General features: G+C 63.3%; 14 protein-coding genes and 1 pseudogene. 11 read left to right on the top strand and 4 right to left on the bottom strand.

Annotated features, from left to right (window positions below; translation table 11 throughout):
* Nucleotides 1–101: 101 nt before the first annotated feature.
* Nucleotides 102–1,016, top strand: coding sequence for a LysR family transcriptional regulator (locus DM373_RS18035; protein WP_110994871.1), 915 nt, complete (start codon nucleotides 102–104; stop codon nucleotides 1,014–1,016).
* 40 nt (nucleotides 1,017–1,056) lie between these two features.
* On the opposite strand, the gene DM373_RS29765 is transcribed toward DM373_RS18035, so the two are convergent.
* Nucleotides 1,057–1,818 (bottom strand): methyl-accepting chemotaxis protein, encoded by a 762-nt coding sequence (locus DM373_RS29765; RefSeq protein WP_425272598.1) that lies wholly within the window; start codon nucleotides 1,816–1,818, stop codon nucleotides 1,057–1,059.
* 141 nt (nucleotides 1,819–1,959) lie between these two features.
* A pseudogene (locus DM373_RS29760) lies at nucleotides 1,960–2,256 on the bottom strand (HAMP domain-containing protein); the annotation flags it as partial.
* 1,118 nt (nucleotides 2,257–3,374) lie between these two features.
* On the opposite strand from DM373_RS29760, the gene DM373_RS18025 reads away from it, so the two are divergent.
* The 4 genes from DM373_RS18025 (at nucleotide 3,375) to DM373_RS18010 (ending at nucleotide 5,962) form a co-directional block, all read left to right on the top strand.
* Nucleotides 3,375–3,647, top strand: coding sequence for a c-type cytochrome (locus DM373_RS18025; RefSeq protein ID WP_425272597.1), 273 nt, complete (start codon nucleotides 3,375–3,377; stop codon nucleotides 3,645–3,647).
* A 166-nt stretch (nucleotides 3,648–3,813) separates the two neighbouring features.
* A complete protein-coding gene (locus DM373_RS18020; protein WP_110994868.1) occupies nucleotides 3,814–4,647 on the top strand; it encodes a phytanoyl-CoA dioxygenase family protein in 834 nt (277 codons plus the stop codon).
* A 13-nt stretch (nucleotides 4,648–4,660) separates the two neighbouring features.
* Nucleotides 4,661–5,077 (top strand): RidA family protein, encoded by a 417-nt coding sequence (locus tag DM373_RS18015; RefSeq protein WP_110994867.1) that lies wholly within the window; start codon nucleotides 4,661–4,663, stop codon nucleotides 5,075–5,077.
* A gap of 180 nt (nucleotides 5,078–5,257) precedes the next feature.
* The gene (locus DM373_RS18010; RefSeq protein WP_110994866.1) at nucleotides 5,258–5,962 is read left to right on the top strand and encodes a TetR/AcrR family transcriptional regulator; all 705 of its coding nucleotides are present in this window, start codon (nucleotides 5,258–5,260) and stop codon (nucleotides 5,960–5,962) included.
* Nucleotides 5,963–6,040: 78 nt separating this feature from the next.
* Here DM373_RS18010 and DM373_RS18005 read toward each other — a convergent pair whose 3' ends face one another.
* Nucleotides 6,041–6,310 carry a hypothetical protein gene (locus DM373_RS18005; RefSeq protein WP_110994865.1) on the bottom strand — a complete coding sequence of 90 codons (270 nt, stop codon included), beginning with the start codon at nucleotides 6,308–6,310 and terminating at the stop codon, nucleotides 6,041–6,043.
* 178 nt (nucleotides 6,311–6,488) lie between these two features.
* Between DM373_RS18005 and DM373_RS18000 the strand changes: the two genes are divergently transcribed.
* From DM373_RS18000 to DM373_RS17975, 6 genes are all read left to right on the top strand, one after another.
* Nucleotides 6,489–7,976: a flavin monoamine oxidase family protein gene (locus tag DM373_RS18000; RefSeq protein ID WP_110994864.1), complete on the top strand. Its 1,488-nt coding sequence runs from the start codon at nucleotides 6,489–6,491 to the stop codon at nucleotides 7,974–7,976.
* On the top strand, nucleotides 7,973–8,641 hold the full coding sequence (locus tag DM373_RS17995; protein WP_110994863.1) for a c-type cytochrome: 669 nt from the start codon (nucleotides 7,973–7,975) through the stop codon (nucleotides 8,639–8,641). The genes DM373_RS18000 and DM373_RS17995 overlap by 4 nt, the downstream gene beginning before the upstream one ends.
* Before the next feature lie 337 nt (nucleotides 8,642–8,978).
* Nucleotides 8,979–10,478 (top strand): flavin-containing monooxygenase, encoded by a 1,500-nt coding sequence (locus tag DM373_RS17990; protein WP_110994862.1) that lies wholly within the window; start codon nucleotides 8,979–8,981, stop codon nucleotides 10,476–10,478.
* A 73-nt stretch (nucleotides 10,479–10,551) separates the two neighbouring features.
* On the top strand, nucleotides 10,552–12,195 hold the full coding sequence (locus tag DM373_RS17985; protein ID WP_208642807.1) for a 3-(methylthio)propionyl-CoA ligase: 1,644 nt from the start codon (nucleotides 10,552–10,554) through the stop codon (nucleotides 12,193–12,195).
* Nucleotides 12,192–13,133: an alpha/beta hydrolase gene (locus DM373_RS17980; RefSeq protein ID WP_110994861.1), complete on the top strand. Its 942-nt coding sequence runs from the start codon at nucleotides 12,192–12,194 to the stop codon at nucleotides 13,131–13,133. The genes DM373_RS17985 and DM373_RS17980 overlap by 4 nt, the downstream gene beginning before the upstream one ends.
* Nucleotides 13,134–13,193: 60 nt before the next feature.
* Nucleotides 13,194–14,780: a GMC family oxidoreductase gene (locus DM373_RS17975; RefSeq protein ID WP_110994860.1), complete on the top strand. Its 1,587-nt coding sequence runs from the start codon at nucleotides 13,194–13,196 to the stop codon at nucleotides 14,778–14,780.
* Nucleotides 14,781–15,044: 264 nt separating this feature from the next.
* Here DM373_RS17975 and DM373_RS17970 read toward each other — a convergent pair whose 3' ends face one another.
* Nucleotides 15,045–16,469, bottom strand: a complete 1,425-nt coding sequence (locus DM373_RS17970; protein WP_110994859.1) for a coniferyl aldehyde dehydrogenase — start codon at nucleotides 16,467–16,469, stop codon at nucleotides 15,045–15,047.
* Between the last annotated feature and the right edge of the window lie 20 nt (nucleotides 16,470–16,489).

The following is a 16,489-nucleotide window of genomic DNA, read 5'->3' as shown; positions in this document are numbered from 1 at the left end:
GGCATTGCGGCGATCCGCCGCGCATGGTTAGCTTCGGAAAAAACAGTGCGCGGACACTCATATCAGCCTTGGCGATGTGAGCAACCGCCCAGGAGGCCAGGGTGATCCAGCTCCACGATGTCGATCTGAAGCTTCTCAGGGTATTCACCACCATCGTCAGGTGCGGCGGTTTTTCCGCCGCCCAGGCCGCGCTGAACGCCGGCCAGTCGACCATCAGCGAACAGATGACCCACCTGGAAACCCGCCTGGGGGTCAAGCTCTGCCAGCGCGGGCGCAGCGGCTTTCGCCTGACCGAGCAAGGGGTGGCCATCCATGAGGCCACCCTGCGTCTGCTCAGAGCCGTGGAGAGCTTCTGCCTGGACGCCGACGTGCTCAAGCAGCACATCAGCGGCAAGCTCAACCTGGGCATCATCGACTCGACCCTGACCGACGCCGCCTCGCCGCTGCCGCGCACCACCCAGCGCTTCGTCTCGCGCGGGCACGATGCCCACCTGCACATCTACATCGGCGCCCCGGCGGAGCTGGAAGAGCGGGTGCTGGACAGCCGTCTGCACCTGGCCATCGGTCATTTCCCCCTGCGGGTGCCGGGGCTGTCCTACCTGCCGCTGTATGACGAAGCCCTGGGCCTGTACTGTGGCCGGCGCCACCCGCTGTATGCGAGCAAGGCAAGCAATGGCCGCCTGCTGGAAGAGGTGCGCGGCTGCCATATCGTCGTGCGCGGTTACATGCAGCAGTACGACCTGGAGCAGCTGGGCGTGAGCAAGGCCGCCGCCACCGTGGAGAACATCGAGGCGGCGGCGATCCTGATCATTTCCGGCGCCTACATCGGCTTCTTGCCGGTGCACTTCGCCGAGCAGTGGGTGAAGACCGGCGACATGCGCCGCCTGGGCGCCAGCAGCCTGGACCTGACTTCACCGTTCGACGTCATCACCCGCCGCGGGGTATCGCCACCGCCGATCCTGCAGGCGTTTCTCGAAGACCTGAATGCCTGCATGCATCAGCCTGGGCTGGGCTGAAAACAGCCCAGCAGTCATCAGCGCTTCGCACCGGCAGGCGTCACTGAACATGCCGAGGGTTGCTCGCCTGGATCACACGTTCTTTATCGGTCAGGTCGAAGCGGCCCACCAACAGTTTCATCTCACCTCCCAGCTGGGCAAGGTCAGCGCTGGCCGCTGAAACCTCCTCGCTGGCGGCTGCGGACTGCTCAGCGACATCGCGGATGCTGGCAACACTTCGGTTTACCTGCTGCGCCACCGTGCTTTGCTGTTCCGCCGTGATGGCGATCTGATGATTGAGCTGCTGGATATGCGATATCGATTGGTCGATTGCCGCGAATGAAAGACCGGCCTGGCGGGCGGCTTGGACGGTGTCGCCGGCCATGACGCGACTTTCTTCCATTTGCGCGACCGCATGCTGCGCGCCCTCCTGCAGGGTGCGAATCAACTGTTGGATCTGCTCGGTGGACTGTTGGGTGCGCCGGGCCAGTGCACGCACCTCTTCGGCAACCACGGCAAATCCGCGGCCCCCCTCGCCGGCCCTGGCCGCTTCGATGGCTGCATTGAGCGCCAGCAGATTGGTCTGCTCGGCAATCCCCTTGATGACGTCGAGCACCGTACCGATGTTGGCGCTTTCATCCTTGAGCCGGCCAATCGACTCGGCAGACTGTTCAACCGCCAGCGCCAGATGCTCGGTGTGCGCAATCGCCTGCTGCACTGTCAGGCCACCTGCCCGCGCCTGCTCGTCGGCATGGCGCGCCGATCCGGCGGCGCCGTCAGCGTTGCGCGCCACATGCTGCACACTGATCACCATCTCGGACATTGCCAGCACGGCCTGTTCGATCTCCAGGCACTGGGATTTCGCGCCCTGGCTGGTGGTGCGGGTGACGCCGGAAAGCCCCTGGGCGGCGCTGGCAATCTGCACGATCCCGCCTCCCAGCCGGCCAATCAACTGGCGCAGGCTCAGGGTCATGTCCTGCACAGCGTGCATCAGCAGCCCCAGTTCATCGCCGCGCTCGCCGTGAAGGTCTTCGGTCAGGTCGCCTGCCGCCACCTTGCGGGCTACTCCGACCAACCGTTGCAGCGGGCCCACGATTGACTGAGTCACCGTCAGCGCACCGGCCAGGCCGACCAGCAAGGCGACAATGGCTGCGCCAATGATCAGCGCCCTGGCTTCGCCCGCTTCTTTTTGCAGCGACTGCAACTCCAACGCCGACGACGCCTCGGATGATGCCACCACTTGCTGGGCTCGTTCGACCATCGCCTGCTGGGTCGAGTCGCGCGCGTCCAGGCTTTCGCGCAGCGCCTTGAATTGCAGGCTGTAGTCGGCCAACTGGCCAAGGGCGTGCTCGACGCTGGCACGCGCCTGGGGATCTTCGAGCCCCGCAGACAACTGCGCCCCTTTGAATTTGAGCATCGAGAAGAATTCCTGGACCTGCTCGGCATCGGCAGGCGATCGCTGCGTGAGGTAGTGAGTACTGGAACGCCTTGCCTCATGCAGCTCCATTGCCATTTCATTCGCCTGGCCGGAGTCCTCGAACAGGCGCATGACCATGGGATCACCGGACATTGCGACCCGATTGGCTGCTGCGCTATTGAGCAGCTCATCCAGTCGGTCGAACTCCTCGAATGCCTTGCGCGACGACTCATCCATGGCGCCCTGGGCAGTGGCGCTGGCCATGATGGCGCGCCCCAGCCCGACCAGCTTGTCACGGTAGCTGGCAACTTCGCTCTGGACCTTGCGCATGAGTGCCTTGTTTTGCGCAAGCTGCAGGCGCCCTTCGCAGCGTGCAGCCCTGGCCTGCACCTCATCGACCAGGGCCAAGGCCTGGTCAAGGTACTTGCCATCGCCCTTCATGATGAACTCCTTCTCGAACAGCTGCGCCTCCTTGAGCCCCAGGTTGATGGCGTTGACCTCAAGCAGGTCCTGGAACCGCTGCAGCGTCGTATCGAGCGCCGAGAGGCTTGCCCAGACAACGCTGAAGGTGATCGAGAGGGTCAGGCCAAAGCCTGCGAGCATTTTTTTCCGAACGCTCAGGTCACGGATGAAACCAACCAGAGCCTTCAAGCTGCACCCGCTGCAGCGCTTGCGAGCGGATAAGCCGACTGGGATCGACGCATCGAAAACCTCCATCACACGGGCGACGCCCGCGGGCAACGTTCTTGTTATGGGTTGGTTTTGAGTCTGCTGGCCTGACAGGCGCAAAAGCTTCATAGATCACACCAGAAAACAGGCATCTGCCCCTCTGCGTGACACCACTCATCTATTCGCGTCATGGCTGCGGCGTTTTGACGCAGACAGCCATGGCCAAAGTTAAAATAACATCAGTTATCTAAAAACAACACCTGATGAGGATAGTGATGAGAAGCATGCTGACAATGGCGATCTGCCTGGCCTTCGCGAGCCAGGCTCACGCGGCACAGGATCCTGCGACAGTGTTCAACCGTACTTGCCAGATGTGCCATAACGGGCAACTGCCGATGGCCCCGAGCAAAGGCGATACCGAGGCCTGGAGGCCCCGCTTGGCGCAAGGCAAGGAGACGTTGGTCAAGCATGTGACCGAAGGCTTCAATGCCATGCCGGCCCGTGGTTTGTGCATGGACTGCACACCTGAAGACTACCTGGCGGTGATCGAGTGGATGTCCAGGTAGCCTTTGCCGCGCCCGAGCATCCATGACTTGGCTGTTTCCTGGCGCGAAACGCCAAGTTCTCGAGTGCCCTGGCTGCTGAAATCAATTTTAATAACGATCGTTGCGCCAATACAGACTGCTTGCTAGGCTCCTGGCTACTTGTGCAACACATACCGGGAGAACATCCATGCAAGACTCGCTAAGCAAGGCGTTTCATGAACAGGGTGCAGTGCTGGTCAAGGGCCTGTTGAACCAGGAGCAGCTGGCCCGCTGCCAGGAGGCTTACGACTGGTCAGTGCTCAACCATGGCCCCCATGCCACCCGGATGTTTGCCGGAACCACCCAGCAATCCCACGTCGACAATGCCAATCCACTGGCCAAACGCCGCCTGGAAGCACTGGTGGCCAGCCTGCCATTCGGCGAGCTGTTCGCCAGGGTGTGGGGTTCGAAAAACGTCTGGTACTTCGCCGAGGAGGTGTTTCTCAAAGCCGGCGGCCAGGGCTGCAGAACGCTCTGGCACCAGGACACCTCCTACCTGCCCTGGGCAGGCAACCACTGGGGCAATGCCTGGGTCAGTTTCGATGCCGTGCCCAAGCGCAACGCGCTGGAGATCATCCGCGGTTCACACCGCGGGCCGCGCTACGATGGCACCACCTTTACCAACCCCGATGACCCGACCCAGCCACTGCACGGCAACGGTGCCCTGCCCCGCTTGCCGGACATCGAAGCCGAGCGTCAGTCGAACCCACAGGCCTACGACATCCTTTCCTGGGCCACCGAGCCTGGCGACGTGGTGCTCCTGCACCCCGGCTCCCTGCACGGTGGCGCGGCGGTCGATGCCGACTTCCCTCGCCGGCGGACCTTCGTGTTCCGCTTCTTTGGTGACGACGCCACCTTCAGCCCGCTGCCGGCACACAGCGATGCCGGCTATCCGCAGCAGGGTGTGCTGTTCACCAAGGAACTCGAGCAACTCACGGCCGGAGCCCCCTTCCGCCACCCGACCTTCCGCCAAGTCGTTTGACTGGAGCACGCTAATGATTGCCAACAGCCTCAAGCGCCAGTCCATCAATCCGCCCGAAACCCAGGCGTTCTACGACAACTTCCACTTCTCCCAGGCCACCCGCGTGGGTGACTTGATCTGGGTTTCGGGGCAAGTGGGGATCGACCCTCAGATGAAGCCTGGAGACGGTATCGTCGAACAGTCACACCTGGCGTTCCAGTCGCTCAGGCAGGTGCTGGAAGCAGCCGGCGCCAGCCTGGCGGATGTGGTCGAACTGACGACGTTCCACACTCACCTGCAAGCCGACATGGCGGACTTTTCGCGAATCAAGGACGAATACTTTCCGACGCGCTACCCCTCATGGACGGCAGTAGGCATCACCCAACTGGCGCTGGAGCCGCTGCGCGTCGAAATTCGTGCTGTGGCGGTTGCCGGTTGCGGCACTGCCTGACCCCGTGATATTGCGCCCCGACGATTGACCTCAAAGCTCGCAAGGCGGGTGCGAACGCTCCGCACCCTGCCTGGCCTGGATGTTTTCTTCGCGCAACTTCTCTATGCTGAGGCTCTTTTCGCCTGCATCGATTCTAGAGAACTGGTTCTTTCAACCGACTTCGTCATTTCTTGAGCGCCCATGCCTGATACCAAAGCCCGTTCCAAAGCTGCCATTCCAAGCGACTGCGAAATCGCGCCAGAGCCCGTTGCCCGCCGGGGCAGACCTGTTGGCGACCGTGATGCTAAACGGGCAGAACTGCTGGCAGCGGCAATCACGGTGATCGCTCAGGATGGCTATGCTGGTGCCTCCATGCGCAAGGTGGCCAAACAGGCGGGCTGTACAACGGGCGCCGTGACCTATTACTTCGCCAACAAGGAAGACATGATCGGCGAGGTCGCGCAGAACCTGTTCGACCAGGTCGACATGCTGCTGGAGTCCAACCAGGCACAGATCGACATCGCCGCCCTGCTGCGCCAATGGCTTCAGTGGGTCAGTTCCGACGAGTCGACCATCTGGCTGTCCTGGTTGCAATTGCTTGCCCACGCGCGGCATGAGCCGGTGTTCGCCGACATCATCAGGCAGCGTTACGCGCGATTCCGCCAGGTATTCACCCTGGTGATCGAAAAGGGCCAGGCCCAGGGCAAGATTCGCAACGATATTGCTGGCGAGATACTGGCCGACCAGATCAGCACGATCTGCGATGGCTGGCTGATGATGCTGCCCATCGAACCGGAGCGTTTCAGCGCAGAGCGCGGCCAAGCGCTGCTGGATGCGCTCATCGTGCTGATCTCCCCGTCCCTGGTCGCACCGGCGCCGCTCAAGAGCAAGGTAAAAGCCCGCTAAAGGTCTGTAATAGACGGGCTAGCAGAACAGGCGCTCGGCCTGTTCTGACAGCGAACGACCCGCGTACTGACTTCCCCGCTATTTCGATGCCGTCTTGTAAAGGCTGAGCGCCCTGCTGGCCGCGCTCAGGCACGCTTTGCCATCGCCCTTGGCCTTGGCTGCCTTGGCCTGCTCGACCAAGCGCCGGATATCCGTTGCCACGCCGCCCTGCAATGCTGCGCCCTCGCTGCGCTCGATGGCGTCGAGCTGAGCGAGCTTCGCATCGCAACTGCCTGATTCCGCCGCATGCGCAACCTGCAGCGCAGGGCTCAGGACTGATGCGATGGCCAACACCTTCAGTACATTCATCGGTATCTCCTCGGGCTTCTTCAGCATAAACATAACAACCGTTGTTTTTTTAGACTAACTGGCTTGCCCCTCCATCGCAAGGGCCGGCCAGGGGTATTCCCTTTGCCACATGAGCGCAGTAGGCTATTTACGTAACCATGGTTATCTAAATATAACAACAGCGTTGACCGAGGCGAAAATGGATCAGCAAAACACAGAGCTGTCATTGACCGCGCGCCAGCGGCGCGCGCTTGTGCAAGCGCTCGCAGGTGCAGCCGTGATCGGGGGCGCAAGCCTCAGTGGGCGGGCAATGGCGCAAGCCTTGCTGACTGATCGACAGCAAGTGCTGGACGTGGTGATCATCGGCGCCGGGCTGGCTGGCCTGACCGCCGCCCGCGACCTGCAGCGAGCCGGGTGCACATCGTACGCCGTGCTGGAAGCGCGGGATCGGGTGGGTGGACGCACTTACAACCACCCCCTCGACAACGGCGTGATCTCGGAAGCCGGTGGCGAATGGATCGGCCCTGGGCAGACCGCCATCTTCGACCTGGCTCGCGAACTCGACGTCGAGACCTTTCCTACCTACTACCAGGGCCGCAATGTCTACCTGGCTGGTGATGCTCGCTACGAGGAAGACTTGAGCAACGGCCAAGGCGGCAACCACGCCATTACCGAAAAGCTCAACCAGATGTCGCGGCAGGTCCCCAGCAAGGAGCCCTGGACCGCGGCGGATGCGCAAGCGATCGACAGACTGTCGGTGGGTGAGTGGCTGGCCAGCCAGGGAATCGACAACGCCGCCCGGATGAGCTTCGACACCTCCATAGGCCTGACGACCGGCACCCCGCCGTCCAACCTTGCGCTGCTGCACTACCTTTCCCTCATCAACTCCGCCGACTGCAGCATGGAGAAGCTCGAGGGTTTCAAGGGCGGCGCCCAGGAAACCCGTTTCGTCGGTGGCTCGCAAGTGCTCTGCACGCGCATGGCGCAGGCGCTGGGAGATCGGCTGAAACTCTCCAGCCCGGTGCGCAGGATCGTCGGCTGGGACAGGGACATCGTCGAGATCCATACAGACCAGGGGATCATCCGGACCCGTCAGGTCATCGCCGCATTGCACCCGGGCTTGTGCAACCAGATCGTCTTCGACCCGCCTCTGCCAGAGGGGCGTGCGCAACTGCAACGCCTCTGGCCCTGCCTCGCGCCCATGCGCAAGACCGTACACGTCTACGCGCGCCCCTTCTGGCGGGAAAAGGGGCTCAACGGCCAGGTGATCCAGGCCGATGGTCCGTTGATTCTCTCCTGCGACAACTCTCCGGCGGATGGCAGCATCGGCATCCTGATGGGGTTCGTGCGCAGCGCGCAGCTCACCGATGAGCCCGCCAAGGCCGAACGTATCCTCGCGCAAATCTATGCACGGGCATTGGGCAAGGAAGCCTTGGAAGTCCAGCAGTTCCATGATCACGACTGGGCCAAGGCCGACCCCTGGACCCTGACGTGCGTAGGCTCGATCCCTCCTGGTTTTCTGACCCGCTGGGGGCGTTACCTGAAACCCTCGGTTGGCCGCCTGATCTGGTCGGGCACCGAAACTTCGGATTTGTGGACCAGCAGCATGGATGGCGCTGTGCGCTCCGGCCACCGCGCAGCCCTGGAAGCCTTGCAGGCGCTCGCCGGCACCCGGAGGCAGGCATGAACAAGCGCACATGGCTTTTGAGTGCCACGATCGTCGCAGCCGGTTTGCTGGGTGGCGCAGCCCTCTATGGACCGCAGCTGCTCGCAGGCTACCGGTTCATGAACGCCCTCGACCGCCATTACTCAAGCTACGAGGCCAATGGTGGTGCCTGGCCGCAACCCCAGGATTCCTGTGCTCTGTGCCATGGGGTCCGCGGGCAGCCCGCAAACGCTCAGTACCCCGCACTTGCAGGGCAGCCGGTGAGCTATCTGCAGGCGCAACTGCGGGCCTTTGCCCAAGGCAAGCGGCACAGCCCGCAGATGCAGCCGTTGGCGGCGAGCCTGAGCGAGGAGCGCATCCTGGCCCTGGCAGAGTATTTCGCCCGCCAGGTTCCCCACGTCACCGATGCACCTGCAGCAAACGATGCCCTGCGGGCCCGTGGCCAGGCCAGTGTCGCTGCGCGCGGCTGCACCGCCTGCCACGCGCCAGACCTGTCTGGCAGCCCCGTTGGCCCGCGGATCGCAGGCCAGGGCCAGCGCTACCTGCTGGACCAGCTCAACGCTTTCAAGCAAGGCCTGCGTACCGACCCCAGCGGTGCCATGAACGCCACCGCCAGCCTGCTTTCGGAAGATGAGCTCGCCGCCCTGGCGCATTACATCGCAGGCCTTGCAACGACCGCCCGGTAAGCGCTGCGGCCTGCCCCGCGAGCAGGGTCGCCGCCAGGGCTGAAGCTGGTCCAAGCGCCGCAGGGACGGTATCGAATATTATACATAACACATGTTGCGCTAATATTCGCAGCGAATTACAGTCATGCAAAACAACAATAACCGGAGCTCATCAAATGAAAGACTCCATGCATCGCTCCACCGGGGAACACGCCTGCCAAGGCATACCCGGCACCTGGTCCCACGGACCACTCGATCGGAGCAGAGATGGGGCATTCCCCCGAGCTGCTCAACCCGCAGCAACGATGTCCCCCTCTCAATCAACTGCCCGGCTTGATCACACAAGCACGGAGACCTCATGAGCAACTCACACTTCGATACCTTGATCATCGGTGCGGGCCTGTCCGGCATCGGCACGGCCTGCCACCTGGCGCAAGAATTCCCGGACCGCAGCCTGGCGATTCTGGAGCGTCGCAATTGCATGGGAGGAACCTGGGACCTGTTCCGTTATCCGGGCATTCGCTCCGACTCGGACATGCTCAGCTATGGCTACAAATTCCGTTTGTGGGACAACCCCAAAGTGCTGGCCGATGGCGCATCGATCCAACGCTATATCCAGGACACGGCACAGCAGCATGGTCTGAGCGAGAAGGTCCATTACGGCCTGAAGATCACCAGCGCCAACTGGTCCAGCCAGCAGCGCCTGTGGCAGGTGAGCGCCTTGCACGAGGCGTCCGGCGCCGTGCGCCACTACACCTGCAAATTCCTGCTGTGCTGCACCGGCTACTACAACCACGACGACGGTTTCCTGCCGAGCTTCCCCGGCGAAGACGCATTCAAAGGGGTCCGGGTTCATCCGCAGCACTGGCCCGAAGACCTGGACTACGCCGGCAAGAACGTCGTCGTGATCGGCAGCGGTGCCACCGCGGCCACGCTGATCCCGGCCATGGCTGACAAGACCGGCCACATCACCATGCTGCAGCGCTCGCCCTCGTACATCTACTCGCTGCCATCGACCGACAAGCTCACCGCCGCACTGTCACGCATCATGCCGGCACGCTGGGCGCTTGGCCTGGCTCGCAAGCGCAATATCGTGCTGTACCGCGCCGCCTACATCGCCTGCCGGCAATGGCCTCGGCTGATGCGCCGGATCATCCTTGGGCACGTGCGCCGCCAGGTGGGCCCCGCTGTCGACATGCGTCACTTCACGCCCCATTACATGCCGTGGGACGAGCGCCTGTGCGCGGTGCCGGACGGCGACCTGTTCAAGGCCATTCGCAGCGGCCGCGCCTCGGTGGAGACCGACCACATCGAACGCTTCACCGATAACGGCATCCTGCTGAAGTCCGGCAAGCAGTTGCCGGCCGACATCATCATCGCCGCCACCGGCCTCAAGCTGCAGGTACTTGGCGGCTTGAGCGTCTCGGTGGACGGCACGCCCTACCCGGTGGGTGAGCAGATGACCTACAAGGGCGTGCTGCTGGAAAACCTGCCGAACATGGCGTGGATCTTCGGCTACACCAACGTGTCCTGGACCCTCAAGGTCGGCCTGGCCGCCACCTACCTGTGCCGGTTGATGCGTTACATGCAGCGCAACAACTTCGATGTCGTGACCCCCTACGACAACGCCAGCAATGCACTGGACGACGGGATCATGAACTCGATGAAGTCCGGCTATATCCAGCGCGACCAGCAGTTCCTTCCGCGCCAGGGCAAATCCTACCCATGGTTCGTCTTCATGCATTACGGCCGCGACAAGAAAATGCTGCTCAAGGACCCCGTCGAAGACGACTGCCTGGCCTTCCAGCGCAGCGCACAGAACGCCTATGACTCCCGGCCGTCTCGCGTAACCGGCTAATCGCGACACGCTCCTCGGCCACCTGGCGCCGTCCAGCCTGGCCGCGGCATGACAACAAGAAAGGTAGAACCCCATGCAAGGCCAAATGATGACGCTGCCGCTGACCCTCGCTTCACTGCTCGAGCACGCCGAGCGATATCACGGCGACACCGAAATAGTCTCCTGCACCCTGGAAGGTCCCGTTCATCGCTACACCTACGCCGACGCGCACCGGCGCGCCAGGCAGGCTGCCAGCGCCCTGACCCGCCTCGGTGCCAGGCCCGGCAGCCGCGTGGGAACTCTGGCCTGGAACGGCTTCCGCCATTTCGAGCTGTACTACGCGATCTCGGGTACCGGCGCGATTACCCATACCGTCAACCCGCGCCTGTTCCCCGAACAGATCAGTTGGATCATCGGCGACGCTGCGGACGAGGTGGTGTGCTTCGACCTGAGTTTTGCATCGCTGGTGGAGACGATTGCCAAGGACTGCCCGAGCGTGAAGCACTGGGTGGCGATGACCGATCGGGCGCATATGCCGGCCCTGCAGATCGCCAACCTGCTGTGCTACGAAGAACTGCTGGCCGCCGAGTCGGAGCATTTCAGCTGGCCTCGACTGGATGAGCAGTCAGCGGCGACGCTGTGCTACACCTCCGGCACCACCGGCAACCCCAAAGGGGTGCTCTATTCCCATCGCGCCACCCTGCTGCATACGCTGTCCAGCTCGCTGCCTGATGCACTGGCATTGTCTGGCCGAGATGTATTGGCCCCGGTGGTGCCGATGTTCCACGTCAACGCCTGGGGCTTGCCGTACTCGGCGCCGCTGGTGGGCGCCAAACTGGTGTTTCCGGGCGCCAACCTGGACGGCGAAAGCATTTTCAAGCTGTTCGAGCGCGAGGGCGTCACCTTTTCTGCCGGCGTCCCGACCGTGTGGCTGAGCCTGCAACAGTACATGCGCCAGCACTGCGTTCGCCTGCCCGCCCTACAACGCATGGTCGTCGGTGGCGCGGCGTGCCCGCCGGCACTGATGCGCAGCTTTGAGCAGGAGTTCGGTATTCGCCTGCAGCACGCCTGGGGCATGACGGAGTTATCGCCCACCGGGACCGTCAACACGCTGAAGGCATCGCAACTGCCCCTGGACGAAGAGGCCCGCTTTGCCATCGGCGTCAAGCAGGGCCGCCCGCCCTTCGGCGTCGAACTGAAAACGGTGGACGACGAAGGCAACGAACTTCCCCGCGATGGCAAGACGGCGGGCGCCCTGATGGTGCGCGGGCACTGGGTCATCGAGCGTTACTTTGGCCTCGAAAAGAGCCCACTGGTGGACGGCTGGTTCCCCACCGGGGACGTGGCCACCCTCGACGCCGATGGATTCATGCAGATCACCGACCGCGCCAAGGACGTGATCAAGTCGGGCGGCGAGTGGATCAGCTCCATCGACTTGGAGAACATCGCCATGAGTCACCCGGCAGTTGCCGAAGCGGCGGCACTGGGTATCGCGCACCCCAAGTGGGACGAGCGCCCGCTGCTGGTAGTGGCGCTCAAGCCAGGCCAGGCCGTCAGCCGCGACGAAGTGCTGGCCCATTACCCCGGCAAAGTCGCGCGCTTCTGCATCCCCGACGATGTGGTGTTCATCGAAGCCTTGCCACATACCGCTACCGGCAAGGTCAGCAAGGTGCTGTTGCGCGAGCATTTGCGCGACTACCGCTGGCCCGCGCCCCAGCGGCCCGAGGTGGCGTCATGACCTATACCCGTCTGATCGATCCCCCTGAAGGCCGCTGGAAAAGCCGGCTGGTCAATGGGCTGCTGCGCCTGCTGGTGAAGTCGGGGCACGGCCTGAACATCGATATCCGCACACTGCGCAAACAGTTCGGTCGGCTCGACGGACAGGCGCCCAAAGCGTTCCCGGCGGATGTTCAGCGTCTTGATGTGAACTGCAACGGCGTGGCGGCCCAATGGCTCACGCCGGCCCACAGCAGGGCCGAGCGGGTCTTGCTGTACATCCATGGCGGCGCCTTCGTCGCCTATACCCCCGAGGTCTATGCCGCGATGGTCACCGGCTGGTGCCGGCCGCTCAAGGCGCGGGCGCTGATGGTGGACTACCGCCTGGCGCCCGAGCACCCCTTCCCTGCCGCGCTCGATGAAGCGCTGAAGGCCTACTGCTGGCTGCTTGAGCAAGGCCACAAGGCGCAGAACATCGTCATTGCCGGCGACTCCGCAGGCGGCAACCTGGTGCTTGCGCTACTGCAACGCCTAAGGGACGACCGCCACCCGTTGCCGAGCTGCGCCGTGCTGCTCTCGCCGTTCCTGGACTTCACCCTCAGCGGTGCGAGCGCGCTCGGCAATGCGCGCCATGACCCGATCTTCACCCTGGCCTTCGCCATCGGCATCCGCGGTTTCTACGCACCCGCCGAGTTGCATGGGCAACCTGCGGTGTCGCCACTGTTCGGCAGTTTCGATGGCCTGCCGCCGCTGCTGTTCCAGGTAGGCAGTACCGAGATGCTGCTGGACGACTCGGTGCGCGCCGCAGCCAAGGCATCGGCGGCCGGCGTGCCCGTTCACCTGGAGATCTGGCAACGCCTGCCTCATGTGTTCCAGATGATCGCCGCGCTGCCGCAGGCTCTGACAGCGCAGAGGCACATCGTCAGCTTCGTCAATCGCTACACGGCTTGGGATGGATGAGCCAACCCGCCAGTAAAGCCGTGCGCCACACCCTCAAAGCCACCCTTCGAGAACAACAAGATGGAATTCGATTATCTGATCGTGGGCGCCGGCTCTGCCGGTTGCGTCCTTGCCAACCGCCTCAGCGCCGACCCGAGCGTCACCGTTGGCCTGCTCGAAGCCGGTCCCGAAGACCGCTCACCGCTGATCCACACCCCCGTCGGCGTGGCCGCCATTCTGCCGACCCGGCATGTCAACTGGGCATTCAATACCACCGCACAGCGAGGGTTGGGCGGCCGTCTGGGCTATCAGCCGCGCGGCAAGGTGCTGGGCGGCAGCAGTTCGATCAACGGTATGGTCTACATCCGTGGCCACCACGACGACTTCAACGACTGGCAGGCGCTAGGCAACGAGGGTTGGTCGTTCAACGACGTACTGCCCTACTTTCGCAAGAGCGAAATGCACCATGCCGGCAACGATGATTTCCATGGCGGCGAGGGCGAGCTTTACGTCAGCCCCGCTCATCGCCACGTCGCCACCGAGGCCTTCGTCGACTCGGCAATTCGCGCGGGGCACAGTTACAACGAAGATTTCAACGGCGCCCACCAGGAAGGTGTCGGCTATTACGACGTGACCATCCGTGACGGCCGTCGTTGGAGCACGGCCACTGCGTTCCTCAAACCGGTCCGCCAGCGCAGCAACCTCACGGTGCTGACCAACACCCATGTCGAGAGCATCGTGTTGCAGGGTGACCGCGCCACAGGCGTGCAAGCACTGATCAAGGGGTGTCGGGTCCACCTGAAGGCGCGCAAGGAAGTGCTGCTGGCAGCCGGCACCTTCGGCAGCCCCCACCTGTTGATGCTGTCGGGCATTGGCCCGCAGGCCGAACTCAGGCCCCAGGGCATCGCCGTGCGCCATGAGCTGCCGGGTGTTGGCCAGAACCTGCAGGATCACCCCGATGTGGTGCTGTGCTACAAGAGCAGCGACACCTCCCTGCTGGGTGTCTCCGTGGGTGGCAGCCTGAAGTTGGGCAAGGCGCTGTACGACTACCTGCGCCACCGGCGCGGCCCGCTGTCGAGCAACTGCGCCGAGGCCGGTGGTTTCCTGAAAACCGACCCGACCCTCGCAAGGCCGGATATCCAGCTGCATGCCGTGATCGGTACGGTCGACGATCACAACCGCAAACTGCACTGGGGGCATGGTTTCAGCTGCCACGTCTGTGTACTGCGGCCCAAGAGTATCGGTAGCGTCGGCCTGACCTCGCCGGACTCACGGGTGGCACCGCGCATCGACCCCAACTTCCTGGGCCACGACGACGACGTCAAGACATTGCTCAAGGGCTACCGCATGACCCGCGAGATCATCGCCCAGACGCCGATGGCCAGCTTCGGCCTGCGCGACGTCTACAGCACCGGCCTGCACAGCGATGAACAATTGATTGACCTGCTGCGCAAACGCACCGACAGCATTTACCACCCGATCGGCACCTGCAAGATGGGCCAGGACGAGATGGCGGTGGTGGACAGCCAGTTGCGGGTCCATGGCATCGAGGGCCTGCGTGTCATTGATGCCTCGATCATGCCTACGCTGGTCGGGGGCAACACCAATGCCGCGTCGATCATGATCGCCGAGCGCGGTGCTGAGTGGGTCGCCCAGGCCCGCCGATAGATTTGCAGCGCCGGTGAAATCGAGCGCCGCCCGCGCGGCGCATCGCCGGCAAGTCGCAGCGGCGAACCGCAGCTCCGACAGTCTATTTCGGGCCAGTCATGCCTGGGCGCCCCGCCTTCCGCTTTTGGGGCATGACGCGAAATCAAGGTGAGCATTGCTGACAGCAAAAAAAGCGCCCCGAAGGGCGCTAAAAAGGGGCGTGACGGTTGCTGGAGTAGCGTCAACTCATAGCAGCTTCGTCAGCCCGTCTCAGCAACCTTTGCATCAACGCAGCACCAGGCGCAGCAGGCCCTGGGTGAGGCGGCCGTAGGGCGGTTTGAGCAGGAAACTGCCGTTGTGTCTGGCCTGGTAGAAGATCGGGCGCATCTTGCTGAAGGTCTGGAAACCTTCTTCGGCATGGTAATGACCCAGTCCCGAGTTGCCGACGCCACCGAACGGCAGGTTCTCTTGCAGCACGTGGAGCATCACGCTGTTGACCGACACACCGCCGCTGAGCGTTTGCCGCAGCACTTGCTCGACCCGCCCCTTGTCCTCATCGAACAGGTACAGCGCCAGCGGGCGCTCGTGGGCATTGATGTAGGCCACGGCCTCCTCCAGCCGGCGATAACTGAGCACCGGAAGCACCGGCCCGAAGATTTCCTCTTGCATGATCAGCATGTCATCGCGCACGTCGAACACCAGGTGCGGCGCCAGCTTGCCGACCCGGCGAGCGCCTTCGGCATCGGCCAGAGCCACCACCCGCGCGCCCTTGTCGCGGGCATCGGCCAGCAGCGCCTCGACCCGCGCCAGCTGGCGGGCATTGATCATGCAGCTGTAGTCCGGGTTATCGGCCAGCACCGTCGGGTAATGGCGGCTGACCGCTGCCCGGGCATGCTCGATGAACGCCTCCTCACCGCCAGCCGGCAGAAACAGATAGTCAGGAGCGACGCAGGTCTGCCCGGCATTCAGGCACTTGCCCCAGAGGATGGTTTGCGCGGCTTGCTGTAGCGGGTACCCCGGGGCCACCAGGGTTGGCGACTTACCCCCGAGCTCGAGGGTAACGGGGGTGAGGTTTTCGCTACAGTTGCGCATGATCTGCCGGCCCACCGCAGGCGAGCCGGTGAAAATCAGGTGATCGAAAGGCAGGCGCGAGAAGCCATCGTTGATCCCAGGGCCAGGCTGGACGACCGCCACCAGGTCCTCGGCGAAGCGCTTGCCGAGCAAGTCCGCGATCAGCCGCCCGAAGTGGCTTGAATCGCTGGCCACCTTGATCATGGCGCGATTACCCGCGGCCAGCGCCCCGCACAGCGGGCCCAGGGTCAGGTAGAGGGGGTAGTTCCACGGCGCGGCAATGCCGACCACCCCGAGCGGTTGAGCCAGTACGGCGGCACGCCCAGGCTGGAACCAGAGGCAGACACCGCGCTTGCGGGGCTTCATCCAGCGCTTGAGGCACTTGATCGCATGATTGATTTCACTGACCAGGCCGAAGATATCCAGCAGTTTGGTCTCGTGAATGGAGCGATGGCCAAAATCGCTGGAGATGGCGGCCGCGATCGCGTCTGCATTTTCCAGCACCAACGCCTTGAGCGCCTGCAGGTTGGCACGACGCGATTCGAATGATGGGTAACGCTCTTTGGCAAACGCCTCGCGCTGAAGGGCGAAAACCTCGCGCATCTGCTCTACCGCCAGCGCGACTTGCTCTACGGACATGGGTGTACTCCGGATGTGAT

Origin of the sequence: Pseudomonas sichuanensis, from assembly GCF_003231305.1 — a bacterium.
Classification (GTDB): Bacteria; Pseudomonadota; Gammaproteobacteria; order Pseudomonadales; family Pseudomonadaceae; genus Aquipseudomonas; species Aquipseudomonas sichuanensis.
Note: the sequence above shows the minus strand (reverse complement) of the source record. Positions and strands in the feature narration are given on the sequence as shown.